General features: G+C 67.6%; 16 protein-coding genes, 1 tRNA gene and 2 pseudogenes. 3 read left to right on the top strand and 16 right to left on the bottom strand.

Features of this window, described 5'->3' with window-relative positions:
• Positions 1-61: 61 nt before the first annotated feature.
• Both ASD25_RS01745 and ASD25_RS01740 read left to right on the top strand, forming a co-directional pair.
• Complete coding sequence (locus ASD25_RS01745) at positions 62-313, top strand: hypothetical protein (RefSeq protein ID WP_056614465.1); 252 nt, start codon at positions 62-64, stop codon at positions 311-313.
• A gap of 2 nt (positions 314-315) precedes the next feature.
• Entirely contained in the window at positions 316-516 is a 201-nt protein-coding gene (locus ASD25_RS01740) for a DUF2842 domain-containing protein (RefSeq protein WP_056614462.1), read from the top strand.
• Positions 517-579: 63 nt separating this feature from the next.
• On the opposite strand, the gene ASD25_RS01735 is transcribed toward ASD25_RS01740, so the two are convergent.
• The 7 genes from ASD25_RS01735 to ASD25_RS01705 form a co-directional block, all read right to left on the bottom strand.
• Positions 580-656, bottom strand: a tRNA-Pro gene (locus ASD25_RS01735).
• 53 nt (positions 657-709) lie between these two features.
• Positions 710-1,147 carry a MerR family transcriptional regulator gene (locus tag ASD25_RS01730; RefSeq protein WP_056614461.1) on the bottom strand — a complete coding sequence of 146 codons (438 nt, stop codon included), beginning with the start codon at positions 1,145-1,147 and terminating at the stop codon, positions 710-712.
• Positions 1,148-1,149: 2 nt separating this feature from the next.
• Positions 1,150-1,458, bottom strand: coding sequence for an integration host factor subunit alpha (locus ASD25_RS01725; RefSeq protein ID WP_056614459.1), 309 nt, complete (start codon positions 1,456-1,458; stop codon positions 1,150-1,152).
• 75 nt (positions 1,459-1,533) lie between these two features.
• Positions 1,534-2,511 carry a beta-ketoacyl-ACP synthase III gene (locus tag ASD25_RS01720; RefSeq protein WP_056614458.1) on the bottom strand — a complete coding sequence of 326 codons (978 nt, stop codon included), beginning with the start codon at positions 2,509-2,511 and terminating at the stop codon, positions 1,534-1,536.
• Positions 2,508-3,554: a phosphate acyltransferase PlsX gene (plsX, locus tag ASD25_RS01715; RefSeq protein WP_056614846.1), complete on the bottom strand. Its 1,047-nt coding sequence runs from the start codon at positions 3,552-3,554 to the stop codon at positions 2,508-2,510. Before plsX ends, ASD25_RS01720 begins: the two co-directional genes overlap by 4 nt.
• A 126-nt stretch (positions 3,555-3,680) precedes the next feature.
• Positions 3,681-4,193 (bottom strand): DUF177 domain-containing protein, encoded by a 513-nt coding sequence (locus tag ASD25_RS01710; RefSeq protein WP_056614456.1) that lies wholly within the window; start codon positions 4,191-4,193, stop codon positions 3,681-3,683.
• Entirely contained in the window at positions 4,190-4,723 is a 534-nt protein-coding gene (locus ASD25_RS01705) for a ubiquinol-cytochrome C chaperone family protein (RefSeq protein WP_235562547.1), read from the bottom strand. Before ASD25_RS01705 ends, ASD25_RS01710 begins: the two co-directional genes overlap by 4 nt.
• 75 nt (positions 4,724-4,798) lie before the next feature.
• On the opposite strand from ASD25_RS01705, the gene ASD25_RS01700 reads away from it, so the two are divergent.
• A complete protein-coding gene (locus ASD25_RS01700) occupies positions 4,799-5,209 on the top strand; it encodes an outer membrane protein assembly factor BamE (RefSeq protein ID WP_082572133.1) in 411 nt (136 codons plus the stop codon).
• Between the two features lie 105 nt (positions 5,210-5,314).
• Here ASD25_RS01700 and ASD25_RS01695 read toward each other — a convergent pair.
• The 9 genes and pseudogenes from ASD25_RS01695 to nrdR form a co-directional block, all read right to left on the bottom strand.
• Positions 5,315-7,422, bottom strand: a pseudogene (locus ASD25_RS01695) (sodium-translocating pyrophosphatase).
• Between the two features lie 178 nt (positions 7,423-7,600).
• A complete protein-coding gene (locus tag ASD25_RS01690; protein WP_056614453.1) occupies positions 7,601-8,026 on the bottom strand; it encodes a hypothetical protein in 426 nt (141 codons plus the stop codon).
• A 37-nt stretch (positions 8,027-8,063) separates the two neighbouring features.
• Positions 8,064-9,053, bottom strand: a complete 990-nt coding sequence (gene thiL, locus ASD25_RS01685; RefSeq protein ID WP_056614450.1) for a thiamine-phosphate kinase — start codon at positions 9,051-9,053, stop codon at positions 8,064-8,066.
• A gap of 7 nt (positions 9,054-9,060) precedes the next feature.
• Positions 9,061-9,591: a transcription antitermination factor NusB gene (gene nusB / locus ASD25_RS01680; RefSeq protein ID WP_056614447.1), complete on the bottom strand. Its 531-nt coding sequence runs from the start codon at positions 9,589-9,591 to the stop codon at positions 9,061-9,063.
• Positions 9,588-9,970 (bottom strand): annotated as a pseudogene (locus ASD25_RS01675) (6,7-dimethyl-8-ribityllumazine synthase). Before ASD25_RS01675 ends, nusB begins: the two are co-directional and overlap by 4 nt.
• Positions 9,964-11,079, bottom strand: coding sequence for a 3,4-dihydroxy-2-butanone-4-phosphate synthase (ribB, locus tag ASD25_RS01670; protein ID WP_056614437.1), 1,116 nt, complete (start codon positions 11,077-11,079; stop codon positions 9,964-9,966). Before ribB ends, ASD25_RS01675 begins: the two are co-directional and overlap by 7 nt.
• Positions 11,080-11,196: 117 nt before the next feature.
• On the bottom strand, positions 11,197-11,787 hold the full coding sequence (locus ASD25_RS01665; RefSeq protein ID WP_056614434.1) for a riboflavin synthase: 591 nt from the start codon (positions 11,785-11,787) through the stop codon (positions 11,197-11,199).
• On the bottom strand, positions 11,788-12,414 hold the full coding sequence (locus ASD25_RS01660) for a RibD family protein (RefSeq protein WP_056614427.1): 627 nt from the start codon (positions 12,412-12,414) through the stop codon (positions 11,788-11,790).
• Positions 12,414-12,872 (bottom strand): transcriptional regulator NrdR, encoded by a 459-nt coding sequence (nrdR, locus tag ASD25_RS01655; protein WP_056614424.1) that lies wholly within the window; start codon positions 12,870-12,872, stop codon positions 12,414-12,416. The genes ASD25_RS01660 and nrdR overlap by 1 nt, the downstream gene beginning before the upstream one ends.
• Positions 12,873-12,877: the final 5 nt, after the last annotated feature.

Here is a 12,877-nt window from a genome sequence, read left to right as displayed (position 1 = left end):
CCCTGTGCGGCGAGATCGAGTCGCTTTTCGGCGTCGCATCGCCACACGTCAGGAGAGGTTCTTGCAGTACGCCGACATCGCCGCCGCCGTTCTGGGCGCCTTCGCCCTCGCCTGGCTTGCCGACCTGTTCACCGGCCGTCGCGGTCTGTTCGCTACCTCGCTGGTGTCGGGCGTCGCGGCCGTTGCCGGCTGGTTTCTGGCCATCCGCGTGTTCGGCGTCAGCACCATGGACGAATGGGACTGGGTCCTCTGGTCGCTCGCCGCCTCGGCCCTGGCGCTGGGCGGCTTCTTCCTGTTCCGCAGCAAGCGCTGACCATGGGACCGCGCACGCGCCGATTCGTCGCCATGCTCGGCGTCATCGTCTTCCTCGTCGTCTGGATCTGGGGCGCGATCGCCATCCGGGGCATGCTGCCCGCCTCGCCGCTGATCGACCTGCTGGTCTACGCCATCGCTGGCATCGGCTGGGGCGTGCCCCTGTATCCGCTGTTCCGCTGGGCCGAAGGCGGAAAGAAGTAGCCGGAATTGCAAAGGGGCCGCCCTGAGGCGACCCCTTCAACCAACCGTCTTCTTTGAGGAAGATGGTCGGAGCGACAGGATTCGAACCTGCGACCCCTTGACCCCCAGTCAAGTGCGCTACCAGGCTGCGCCACGCTCCGAGAGGCGCTCCTATAGACGGGGTTCGCCGCGTCGCAAACCGAAAAAGCAGCCCTCAGGCGCTTCTCGACAGGACAGCTTCCAGACGGGCCCGCGCGCCCTCCAGTTCGGCCAGCACCTGCCGCAGGCGGACGGACGACGGCGCGCTGGCGACCGGACTCGGGGCCGGAGCCGAAACCTCGGCAGGCGCAGCCCCTTCAGGCTCGAACGTCACCGTCCCGTCAGGGTCGCCATAGTGGGCCAGACGCTTCAGCCCCTGCTCCTTGTGCAGCCGCTGGACGCCCTTGATGGTCAGGCCTTCCTCGTGCAGCAGCCGTTTGACGGCCTTGAGCACCACGATGTCCTGCGGGCGATAGAAACGCCGTCCCCCGGCCCGCTTGAGCGGTGTGAGGAACGGAAATTTGGTCTCCCAGAAGCGCAGCACATGCTGGGGCGCGCCGACCTCGTCAGAGGCTTCTGAAATGGTCCGGAAGGCGTTGGGGCTCTTGGCCACGATCAGGCGGGCACGACAGCGTCGTGAACCCGGCCCTTCATGATCTGCGAGGCGCGGAAGCTGATGACCCGGCGTGGATGGATGGCGGCCGGCTGACCGGTCTTGGGATTACGACCCATCCGGGCGCGCTTCTCGCGCACCTGAAAGACGCCGAAGCCCGAAAGCTTGACCGTTTCGCCCCGCTCAAGCGACTCGATGATGAGTTCCAGCGTGCGTTCGACCAGCGACGAACACTCCTGGCGGGAGAGTCCGACTTCCTCGTGCACCGCTTCACACAGGTCGGCGCGCGTCAGGGTCTGGTGTTCGGCCAAGGTCCGCTCCCCTCCAAAGGTCGGTTGCCGACATAAAAGGGCAAGCGTCGTCAAATGGAAAGCCGGAAAAACTCCCTACAGACGAAACGCGCAGGCGCCCCATGTCAGGCCGCCGCCCATGGCCTCCAGCAGCACCAGATCGCCGCGCTTTATGCGCCCGTCGTGAATCGCCGCATCGAGCGCCAGCGGGATCGACGCTGCCGATGTGTTTGCGTGCATGGCGACGGTCGAGATCACCTTGTGCTCGTCCAGCCCCAACCGGTCGCCGACGCCCTTGATGATGCGCTGGTTGGCCTGGTGCGGTACGAACCAGTCGACGTCCGCGATCTCGATGTTCGAGGCGGCGCAACAGGCGGTGATGGCCTCTGCGATATTCACCACGGCGTGCCGGAAAACCTGGTTTCCGGCCATGCGCAGGTGACCGACCGTGCCTGTCGTGGCCGGTCCGCCGTCGACGTACAGCAGGTCCGTCTTGGTCCCGTCACTGCGCAGGGCGAAGCCCAGCAGTCCCTTGTCTTCCTTGGTCCCCTGCCCTTCGCACGGCTCGACGACGACCGCTCCGGCCCCGTCCCCGAACAGGACGCACGTCGACCGGTCGGTCCAGTCCATCAGGCGGGTCATCTCCTCGGCGCCGATGACCAGGGCGCATTTCGACAGGCCCCGCGCCACGAAGCCGTCGGCGACGCTCAGCGCATAGACGAAGCCCGAGCAAACGGCCTGAACGTCGAAGGCGATGCAGGTCGGCGCCCCGATCTTGCGCTGCACAATCGAGGCGACCGACGGGAAGGTCATGTCGGGCGTGGTCGTGGCGACGATGATCATGTCGACCTCGGCCGCCGTCCGCCCCGCGTCGATCAGGGCCTTCTTCGCGGCCTCAACGGCCAGATCGCTGGTGGGCTGATCGTTGCGGGCCTTGTGCCGCTGACGAATGCCGGTTCGTTCCTGGATCCATTCATCGGACGTGTCGACGAACTGCGCCAGATCGGCGTTGGTCACGACCTGTTCCGGCAGATATGAGCCGACGCCGGTCACGGCGCTGCGAATGACGCTCACTGGGGAGTCTCCATCGCCGGGTCCGCGATCGGCGCGGGCGGCTGTTCGAGTACGGCGGTCAGGCGGCTGAAGCTGTCGCTGACCTTGATCAGATAGTCGCTCCGGGCCAGTTCGACAGCCACGCGGATGGCGGAGCCATAGCCGCCCGGCGTCGCACTGCCATGGCTTTTCACCACGATCCCGTTCAGGCCCAGCAGGGGGCCGCCGTTGTTGGCGTTGGGGTCGATCTTCTGGCTCATGCGCTTCAGCGCCGGCATGGCCAGCAGCGCGCCCGCCTTGGACGTCAGGCTTGAGCTCAGCGCTTCCTTCATCAGCCCGGCGATGAACTTGGCCACGCCCTCGGCCGTCTTCAGCGCAATATTGCCGGTGAAGCCGTCGGTCACGACCACATCCACCGTGCCCTTGGCGATGTCCGTGCCCTCGACGAAGCCGAAATAGTCCAGTCCGAAGCCGCCCTCACGCAGCAGGCGCGCCGCCTCGCGCACCTCCTCATGGCCCTTCATGTCCTCGGAACCGACGTTCAGAATGCCGATGGTCGGCTTCTTTATGTGATGAACCGCGGTCATGAAGGCCTCGCCCATGATGGCGAATTCGACCAGCTGGGCCGCGTCGCTCTCGACGTTGGCCCCGACATCCAGCACCGCAGTGACGCCCCTCGGCGTCGGCCAGCCGGCGACGATGGCCGGTCGTTCCAGCCCCGGCGCAGACATCCGCAGCAGCAGTTTGGAGATGGCCATCAGCGCGCCCGTATTGCCGGCCGACACGACCGCCCCGGCCTCACCAGACTTCACCGCCTCGATCGCGTTCCAGAGGCTGGAGCCCTTGCCGCGGCGCATGGCCTGGGCCGGCTTTTCGTCCATGGCCACGACCTTGTCGGTGTGACGGACGATGCAGACCTCTTCGGTCAGCGCGCATTTGGCCATCTCGGCCCGGATCGCCGTCTCGTCGCCGTGCAGCAGGAAGCGCACGCCCTCGCCGCCGTGGCGTTTGCGGTAGTCACGGACGCCGCCGACCACGACCGAAGGACCGTGGTCTCCGCCCATGGCGTCGAGCGAAATCAGGATCGGGGATGACAAGCCGTTTCGACTCCGTCGCGCCGCCGCTGCGGCGCTTGTCAGTAAGGCGACGATAGCGCCGCAGCGGGGGGATGCAACCGCACCGCCGCTGCGTCAACCTTCCTCGTTGGGCCTGAGTTGCTTCAAGACCGCGAAGGGCGAGATTTCGGCGGGTTCAGGCGGCTGGACGAACTCGGCGCCGGGCTTGCGGGGGAACGGGTCCAGCCGCAGGGCCAGCTGTTCGACCGCATACTGGCCCAGGTCGATCTGGCCGTCCTCGATCAGGTCCGGCGATTCGTCGTCCATGGTGATGATGATCTCGTCGGAATCCTCATCCACGGCCTCGGCCAGTGAAACCGAGAACGGCGCGTCGATCTCGACCGGCAGCGGTTCCAGCGTAATGCCGCAGGTCTGTGCCAGGCTGGCGCGCACCCGCCCGGACAGCCGCCAGCCCGCGTCAGTGGGAGCGAGATCCATCTCGGCGGTGAACGAATCCAGCGAGGCGAGATCCAGCGCTTTCACGATCCGCGCCCGGGCCGCAGCGTCGGGCTCAAGCGTCCGTTTCACGCCGCCGGCGACCTGATGCAGGCGGACAGGCTCGCTGTACGGAAGGCTCGGAACGGTCATTTGGCTATCTCCGCCCAGTCGGGAGCGGCCACGACCGCATTGAAGTCCTGCGCCGCCAGACGGTCCCGGCTGGCGAGGGCGTAGTCGGCGAGCTTCGCACCGGCAACCGCATCCTCGCTCTCATAAATGTTACGCGCCAGCCCCGCCGACAGGGCCGCGGCGTCGCCCTCGCGCAGCGCCGTCTCCCAGGTGGTCATCCGGCCGTACAGGGCCTCGCCCAGCTTGCGCATCTTCTTGCCGACCGAGATGTCGCCCACGCCCAGTTCGCGCAGGGCGTGGTCCAGCGCCGAGACATAGGTGTCGAACAGGTCCTGCCCGGCCTGCGCGCCACGCTCTCCCTCGTCGCGGAGGCGCATGACCAGCAGCAGTACATGCAGGGTGTAGAGCTCGAATCGCGCATCGATGCGGTCGGCGACGCCCAGCTGCGTATAGAAGGCCGGCTTTCGGGCCTGCTGGACCGCCAGTTCATACAGCGGCTGGCCCAGACGCTCTCGGGGACGGGTACGGAACAGATTCTGAAGCATGATCATGCGGCCCCTTTTCCGCCGCGCCGTTGAACTAAGGCTCGGGTCCGGTTAGGTCAAAGACCTTGTTGAAGTCGCCCGGTGATCGGCCAGAACGGCTTCCAGGCCATCGACGCCAAGCCCGCGGACATCGTCGCGGGCACGGACACCAAACAGACCGTGCTCACCAAGCTGGGCACGCCGTCGACCACCTCGACCTTCGAGCGCGACAACGTCTGGTACTACATCAGCCAGGTGACCGAGAAATACACCTACAACCAGGCCCACGTGACCCAGCGGTCGGTGACCGAGATCACCTTCAACGACTCGGGTCAGGTGTCGGCGGTCAACAACCTCGGCCTCGAGGACGGACGCGTCGTGGCCATGAACGGCCGCGAGACCCCGACCCGCGGACGCCAGCTCACGATCCTCGAACAGCTGCTCGGCAACGTCGGCCGCGGCCAGCTGCCCCGCACGGATGAGGACACCCCGGGCCAGCAGCGCCGGGAATAGGGTCTCCACCCTGCCGAACGAAGAAGGCCCCGGAGAGCGATCTCCGGGGCCTCTTTCTTGGCAGGATGGCCGGCCTCTCCGGCGAACCGGAGAGGCCGATGAGACTCAGACGATCTTGCCGCTCGCCAGCACCGCCAGCAGAAGCAGGGCGACGATGTTGGTGATCTTGATCATCGGGTTCACCGCCGGGCCGGAGGTGTCCTTGTAGGGATCGCCGACTGTGTCGCCGGTCACCGCGGCCTTGTGCGCCTCGGAACCCTTGCCGTGGACGACGCCGTTCTTGTCGGTGAAGCCCTCTTCAATGACCTTCTTGGCGTTGTCCCACGCGCCGCCGCCCGAGGTCATCGAGATGGCGACGAACAGGCCGGTGACGATCACGCCCATCAGCATGGCGCCGAGAGCCGCGAACGCATCCGCCTTGTCCGAAAGGAACAGGATGGCCACGAACAGGACGATCGGCGACAGCACCGGCAGCAGCGACGGCACGATCATCTCGCGGATCGCCGCCTTGGTCAGGATGTCGACCGCACGGCCGTACTCGGGCTTGACCGGACTTCTTCCACCACAGACTCAGCGGCCCGGCCCACAGCCATCATCGACATGCCGCCGAACAGGAAGGGCAGCAGCCCCCCGAACAGCAGGCCGACGACGACGTACGGGTTGGTCAGGTCGAAGGCGACCTCGCGCATGTTGGCGAAGAACGGATACAGGTCCGGGTTCGCCGAGAAGTACTGCAGGTCCGACGTATAGGCCGCGAACAGCACAAGCGCGCCGAGACCCGCAGAACCGATCGCATAGCCCTTGGTCACCGCCTTGGTGGTGTTGCCGACGGCGTCGAGGGCGTCGGTCGAGTGCCGGACTTCCGAGGGAAGGCCCGCCATCTCGGCGATGCCGCCGGCGTTGTCGGTGACCGGACCGAAGGCGTCCAGCGCCACGATCATCCCCGCCACCCCCAGCATGGTCGTGGTGGCGATGGCGATACCGAACAGGCCCGCCAGCTGGTAGCTGGCGATGATGCCCACGATGATCGTCAGCGCAGGAAGCGCCGTGGACTCCAGCGAAACGGCCAGACCCTGGATCACATTGGTGCCGTGGCCCGAAACCGAGGCGTTGGCGACCGAGCGGACCGGACGGAAGTTGGAGCCGGTGTAGTATTCGGTGATCACCACGATGGCCGCGGTGACGCCCAGACCGACCAGCCCGGACCAGAACAGGCTCATCGGCTCGATGACCAGACCGCTGGTCGTCGTGACCGGGCCGGTGACCAGCTGGGTGATGACCCACCAGACCGCGCCGACCGACAGCACGCCGGTGACGATCAGGCCCTGATACAGGGCTCCCATGATGTTCTGGCTCTTGCCCAGACGGACGAAGAAGCTGCCGATGATCGAGGTCACTACGCAGATGGCGCAGATGGCCAGCGGCAGCAGCATCATGGTTTCGACATAGGGCTGGTCGCGGAAGAAGATCGCCGCCAGCACCATCGTCGCCACCGTCGTGACCGCATAGGTCTCGAACAGGTCGGCGGCCATGCCGGCGCAGTCGCCGACGTTGTCGCCCACGTTGTCGGCGATGGTCGCGGCGTTGCGGGGGTCATCCTCGGGGATGCCGGCCTCGACCTTGCCCACCATGTCGCCGCCCACGTCGGCGCCCTTGGTGAAGATACCGCCGCCCAGACGGGCGAAGATGGAGATCAGCGAGGCGCCGAAGCCCAGCGCCACCAGACCGTCGATGACCTCGCGGCTGGTGGACTCAAAGCCCGCGCCGGCGGTCAGGAAGGCGTAGTAGCCCGCCACGCCCAGAAGCGCGCCGCCCGCCACGAACATGCCGGTGATGGCGCCCGACCGGAAGGCCAGGTCCAGACCCTTGGCGAGGCTCTCCGACGCCGCCTGCGCGGTGCGGACGTTGGCCCGGACCGAAATCAGCATGCCGGCGAAGCCCGCCAGCCCCGAAAGCACGGCGCCGATGACGAAGCCGATGGCCGCATACGGACCGATCAGCAGCCAGGCCGCGATCAGGATCACGACCCCGACCATGGCGATGGTGGTGTATTGCCGGCGCAGATAGGCCGAGGCCCCTTCCTGGATCGCCGCGGCGATCTCGCGCATCTTGTCGTTGCCGGTGCTGGCCTTCATCAGCGCGGCGGTCTGGACGAGCCCGTACAGGACTCCCAGCGCGCCTGCGGCGATGACCAGCCACAGATAGTTACTCATGGCGTTTCCATACCCTGTGTATCAAGGCGCCCGGTTCCTTGGCGCGGCGGGCGTTATTCGCCTCTGTCCGCCTTCCGGTCCCCCCGTGCGCACCGGACGCATGTCGCGTCCCTCGGGAGATTGCGGCGGAAACGTGCCAAATGCCGGAGGCCGAGGCAACAGCCTTGGTGAACGAAGTTCAGCGGGGGTTTACGCCCGTGCGGCGACGGGGCGCCTGGTTGACCACCTCGACCCGCGTAACCACCCCCCGGCCCACGATCGCGGCGGCCGAACGCATCAGGCTGGCTGACAGGGCGGCGGTGTCGATAAGCGTCCAGTCGTCCTGCACCGTGAACGGCGTCCGGTGTCCCGCGCGCACCAGGGCGTCGCGCAGGAAAGCCTCCTTCGGCCGCATCGATTCGGGGGTCGCAGACCCACCCAGATGCAGACGCAGCGACACGAACACATAGTTCCTCAGCCGTCCGCCGGCGATGATCGGCAGACCCACACCAGGCATGCTGACGCTGGCCCCGCCGGGCGCCGGCCGATCGCTGGCCATCGCTTCGCGCCCGGCGGCGAGAACCGGCAGGGCGGCGGAGGCGGCGATGAGGTCACGACGGCGCATGACGGCACCCTGCCACCCACGCCTTGAGATTTCGTTGTCAGTCGTGGGTGAAACCGGACCTGTCGAACGCCACCGGCTTGCCGCCGAACCGGGCGACGACCCCCTGCCCCGCCGTCACCCGCCCGATCTTCGTCAGGGGCAGATGGCGGCGTTCGGCCTCGCGGCGGATCGCAACCTCGTCCCGCGGTCCGACGGTGAATGCGATCTCATAGTCGTCGCCGCCCGTCACCAGCTTCCCGAGGGCGTCCTGTTGGTCGACACGCCCGTCGAACCAGGCCTGACCCGCCGCCGACAGGGGCACGGGTTCGAGATCGATCTCGATACAGACTCGACTGGCCTCGGCCACATGGCCCAGATCGGCGACAAGGCCGTCCGAGACATCGACCGACGCCGTCGCCATGTCCCGGACCGGGCCGGCGAATTCGATCCGCGGCATGGGCGTCCGATAGTGTTCCGACAGGGCCGCGATCCGTTCAGGGTCGAGCGAAAGCTTGCCCTGCGCCGCCTCCAGCCCCAGCCAGCCGTCGCCGATGAAGCCGGTCACGAACACCAGATCACCGGGCCGCGCGCCTGCGCGTCCGACGGTCTTCCCCTTCGGAATCCATCCCAGCATGGTCATGGAGAAGCTCGCCGGCCCCGGCGTCGCCACCGTGTCCCCGCCCAGCAGCGCCACTCCGAACGCCTTCTGATCGAGCCTCAACCCGTCGCAGAACGCCGTCCGCTCGGGCCAGCCGCAGCGCTGCGACCAGTGGCAGGCCAGCAGATAACCGAACGGCTCGGCCCCCTTGGCCGCCAGATCCGACAGGTTCACCCGCATCAGCTTGCGCGCCACCGTGTCCAGCGGGTCGTCGGGCAGGAAATGCACGCCCTCGACGATGGCGTCCTTGGTCAGAACCAGATCGTGCCCGGCGCGCGAGGGCACGACGGCGACGTCGTCCAGCAGACCCCGCCCCCAATCGGGATGGGCCAGCGGCGCGAACAGGCGGCGGATGGTTTCGAACTCGCCGGCGACGTCGACCGCGGGCATGTCCGCGTCAGCCCTTGGGCCGCGCGTCTCGGGCTACGCCGTCCAGCGCCGCATTGACGAACTTGGCCTCGGCGTCGTCGAAGAAGGCCTTTGCCAGCTCGACGTACTCGTCGATGACGATCTCGCGCGGGACGTCCTGCCGCTCGCGCAGCTCCCACGCCCCGGCGCGCAGCAGGGCGCGCAGGGTCGAATCGAGACGCTCCATCCGCCAGTTGGACGCCAGCCGCGCCTTGACCGCATCGTCGATCTCGCGCTGGCCGCTGACGACTCCGCGCACGATCCCGGCGAAATAGTCCTCGTCGGCCTCGGCCAGGGGTTCGCCCTCGATATCAGCGTCGAAGCGATGGTTCTGGAACTCGGAGATGACGGTGTCCACGCCCTCGCCGGCCAGTTCCATCTGGTACAGGGCCTGCACGGCGGCGAGGCGCGCGACGGTGCGCGCGCGGCGCTGGCGGCTGGTCAGCTGCGGCTCTGCGCGCTCTTTTTCGGCCTCGGCGAGCTGGGCGAGGACGGCTTGGATGCTGGCGGGTTCGGTCACGCGCCCAGTCCTACGCGCAGCCGCTTGCGCAAGGCAATGAGGTCCAGACAGGCGCGCGCCGCGCCGCCGCCCTTGTCGCCCCCAGATTGCGGATCCCGGCCGCCGACTGATCCGAGACGATCTCGAAATGATAGGTCTCGCCGCGGATCACGCAGCCCAGGGCGACATAGCCGTCATAGCGCGGCGCCGTCGGATAGCGGCCGGCCTCGACCGCCAGGGCGATCGCCGTCGGCACTTCCAGAGCGCCCGGAACCGAGACGACGTCGAACTCGACGTCCTGCGCGCGCAGGGCGTCCTTCGCCCCTTCCAGAAGGGCGTCGGCCAGATCGTCGTAGAAGCGCGCCTCCACGATGAGGACGCGAATGGGCTCGCTTACGATTGGTCTTCTCCGTCCATGTCACGCCAGCCGACGATGCGCAGGCCGTAGCCTTCAAGCGCAGCGGGATTGGGGCGGGTCGAGCTCATCACGATCATGTCGCGCACGCCGAGATCCAGCAGGATCTGCGCGCCGACGCCGTAGTTGCGGATCGAGCGGTCGACCGCCACCGGCTTCTCCACCCCCGCCAGCCGTTCGGCCAGCCCGTGCAGGTCCGGGTCGCGCAGGAAGACGGTCACCCCCGCTCCCCCGTGCTCGCTGATCGCCTTGAGGGCCTGCGGAATATAGGACTGCCGCGCCTCGACATGGCCCAGCAGGTCGGCGGCGAAATCGACCTGGTGCATGCGCACCAGCGTCGGCTTGCCCGGCTCGATCTTGCCGTGGACCAGCGCCACATGCTCTGCGCCCTCGATGGTGTTCCGGTACAGCATCAGCCGGAACGGTCCGCCGTGGACGCTCTCGAACGGCGTATCCATCACCCGCTCGACATAGCGTTCGGTGCGGCGGCGATAGGCGATCAGGTCGGCGATGGTGCCGATCTTCAGTCCGTGCAGCTGGGCGAAGGCGACCAGATCGGGCATCCGCGCCATCGATCCGTCGTCGTTCATGATCTCGCAGATCACCCCGGCAGGCGTCAGGCCGGCCATGCGGCTGATGTCGACCGCCGCCTCGGTGTGGCCGGTGCGGACCAGCACGCCGCCGTCACGGGCGACCAGCGGGAAAACGTGGCCCGGCGAAACGATGTCGTCCGCGCCCTTGGTTGGATCCGAGGCGACCTGCACCGTCCGGGCGCGGTCCGCGGCCGAAATGCCCGTCGTCACGCCCTCGCGCGCCTCGATCGACACCGTGAAGGCCGTGCCCATGCTGGTGCGGTTTTCGGCGGCCATCGGCGGCAGGCGCAGCTGTCGCGCGCGTTCGCTGGTGATGGCCAGACAGATCAGGCCGCGCGCGTGGCGGGCCATGAAATTGATCTGGTCCGGCGTGGCGAACTGGGCCGGAATGATGATGTCGCCCTCGTTCTCACGATCCTCGGCGTCGACGAGGATGTAGGGCTTGCCGTTGCGGGCGTCCTCGAGGATGTCCTCGATAGGGCTTATCGGGCTGTCGTTCATGTTCGCGGCNACGATCCTCGGCGTCGACGAGGATGTAGGGCTTGCCGTTGCGGGCGTCCTCGAGGATGTCCTCGATAGGGCTTATCGGGCTGTCGTTCATGTTCGCGGCCAATTGCATCACGCCGTCTCCTGCCACCGCGCGAGGTATCGCGCCAGCATGTCGATCTCGAGATTGACCGCATCGCCCACGGTGAGACCGCCCAGCGTCGTCGCATCCCAGGTGTGCGGGATCAGGTTGACGTCGAAACGCTGGCCCTCGACGCCGTTCACCGTCAGCGACACGCCGTCGACGGTGATCGAGCCCTTGGGCGCGATGAAACGATGCAGCGGCGCCGGAACCTCGATGTGGACGCGATGCGATCCGCCCTCAGGCTCGATGGCCACGACGCGGCCCAGCCCGTCGACATGACCCGACACGACATGGCCGCCCATCTCGTCGCCCAGTTTCGCCGCGCGCTCCAGATTGACCCGATGGCCCTCGGCCCAGTCGCCCAGACTGGTTTTCGACAGGGTTTCGCCCGACACCTCGACCGCAAACCAGCCCGGCCCCTTTTCGGTGACCGTCAGGCAGCAGCCCGCATGGCTGACCGACGCGCCCAGATCGATGCCCGACGTGTCCCAGGCCGTCTCGATCTCATAGCGGCGGTCGCGCTCGGTCTGGCTGACCGAACGGACGCGGCCGATGTCCGTGACAATACCGGTGAACATTCAAACTCTCTCGTAGCGTTCCCACAGGTCGTCACCGCAAGGCTCGACCGCAATGCGCCGGAAGCTGGGGGCGTCAGCCAGTTTCGCAAGAGCGAGGGCCGCCACGCACGGCCTCCCCTCCCCGCCCAGCAGGATCGGCGCCCGGAACCACTCCAGCCGGTCGACCACGCCGGCGCGCAGGAAGCTGGCCGCCACCTGCCCGCCGCCTTCGATCAGCACCGACGACACGCCCCGGCGCTTCAGCGCGGCAAGGCTGGCCGTAACGGTCGGACGACCGTGATCGGCCTCGACGCGTTCGACCACGGCGGTACCGATCGGCGCGGGCTCCACGGCCGTCAGGATCAGGCTGTCGCCGGTCGCGACTCTCGCCGTCGGCGGCGTGCGCAGACGGCTGTCCAGCACCACGCGCAGCGGCTGATCCACCGGACGGCCCGGCAGACGCGCGGTCAGTTCGGGATCGTCGGCGAGAACGGTTTCGATCCCCACCAGAATGGCGTCATGGGCGGCGCGCAGGCGATGGCCTTCCAGCCGCGCCGTCTCGCCGGTGATCCACTGGCTCTCGCCGGTCGCGGTGGCGATCCGTCCGTCGAGGGACGTCGCCAGCTTCAGGGTGACGCGCGGGCGCATCAGCTTTCGTCCAGACCCTCATCGCCCAGGAACCGTGCGAAATCGCCGGTGTGGCGGAAGTCCTTATACACCGAGGCGTAGCGGACGTAGGCGACCTCATCGACCGACTTCAGCGCCTTCATGATGAAGTCGCCGACGGTCGAGGACGGGATTTCCGTCTCGCCGAGGCTTTCCAGCTGCCGGGTGATGCGGCTGACCAGTTGCTCGACCTGTTCGGCCTGCACCGGCCGCTTGCGCAGGGCCACGTTCAGCGACCGCTCCAGCTTGTCGCGGTCGAAGGGGGTGCGGCGGCCGTTGCGCTTCAGGATCATCAGCTCGCGCAGCTGCACCCGCTCGAAGGTGGTGAAACGCCCGCTGCACTGCGGGCAGGACCGCCGACGCCGGATGGCCGCGCCGTCATCCGACGGGCGGCTGTCCTTCACCTGTGTGTCCTGATGTCCGCAGAAGGGGCATTTCATCAGAG

The organism is Brevundimonas sp. Root1423 (assembly GCF_001426805.1).
The sequence above is the reverse complement of the archived record's forward strand: the minus strand, read 5'-3'. Positions and strand labels throughout refer to the sequence as shown.

Excerpts from the sequence above, each read along its gene's own strand:
- ASD25_RS01740 (WP_056614462.1), top strand. The coding sequence starts at position 316 with ATGGGACCGCGCACGCGCCGATTCGTCGCCATGCTCGGCGTCATCGTC.
- ribB (WP_056614437.1), bottom strand. The coding sequence starts at position 11,079 with ATGAACGACAGCCCGATAAGCCCTATCGAGGACATCCTCGAGGACGCC.
- plsX (WP_056614846.1), bottom strand. The coding sequence starts at position 3,554 with ATGGGCGGAGACCACGGTCCTTCGGTCGTGGTCGGCGGCGTCCGTGAC.
- nrdR (WP_056614424.1), bottom strand. The coding sequence starts at position 12,872 with ATGAAATGCCCCTTCTGCGGACATCAGGACACACAGGTGAAGGACAGC.
- ASD25_RS01665 (WP_056614434.1), bottom strand. The coding sequence starts at position 11,787 with ATGTTCACCGGTATTGTCACGGACATCGGCCGCGTCCGTTCGGTCAGC.
- ASD25_RS01705 (WP_235562547.1), bottom strand. The coding sequence starts at position 4,723 with ATGATCATGCTTCAGAATCTGTTCCGTACCCGTCCCCGAGAGCGTCTG.
- ASD25_RS01690 (WP_056614453.1), bottom strand. The coding sequence starts at position 8,026 with ATGCGCCGTCGTGACCTCATCGCCGCCTCCGCCGCCCTGCCGGTTCTC.
- ASD25_RS01660 (WP_056614427.1), bottom strand. The coding sequence starts at position 12,414 with ATGCGCCCGCGCGTCACCCTGAAGCTGGCGACGTCCCTCGACGGACGG.
- thiL (WP_056614450.1), bottom strand. The coding sequence starts at position 9,053 with ATGCCCGCGGTCGACGTCGCCGGCGAGTTCGAAACCATCCGCCGCCTG.
- ASD25_RS01710 (WP_056614456.1), bottom strand. The coding sequence starts at position 4,193 with ATGACCGTTCCGAGCCTTCCGTACAGCGAGCCTGTCCGCCTGCATCAG.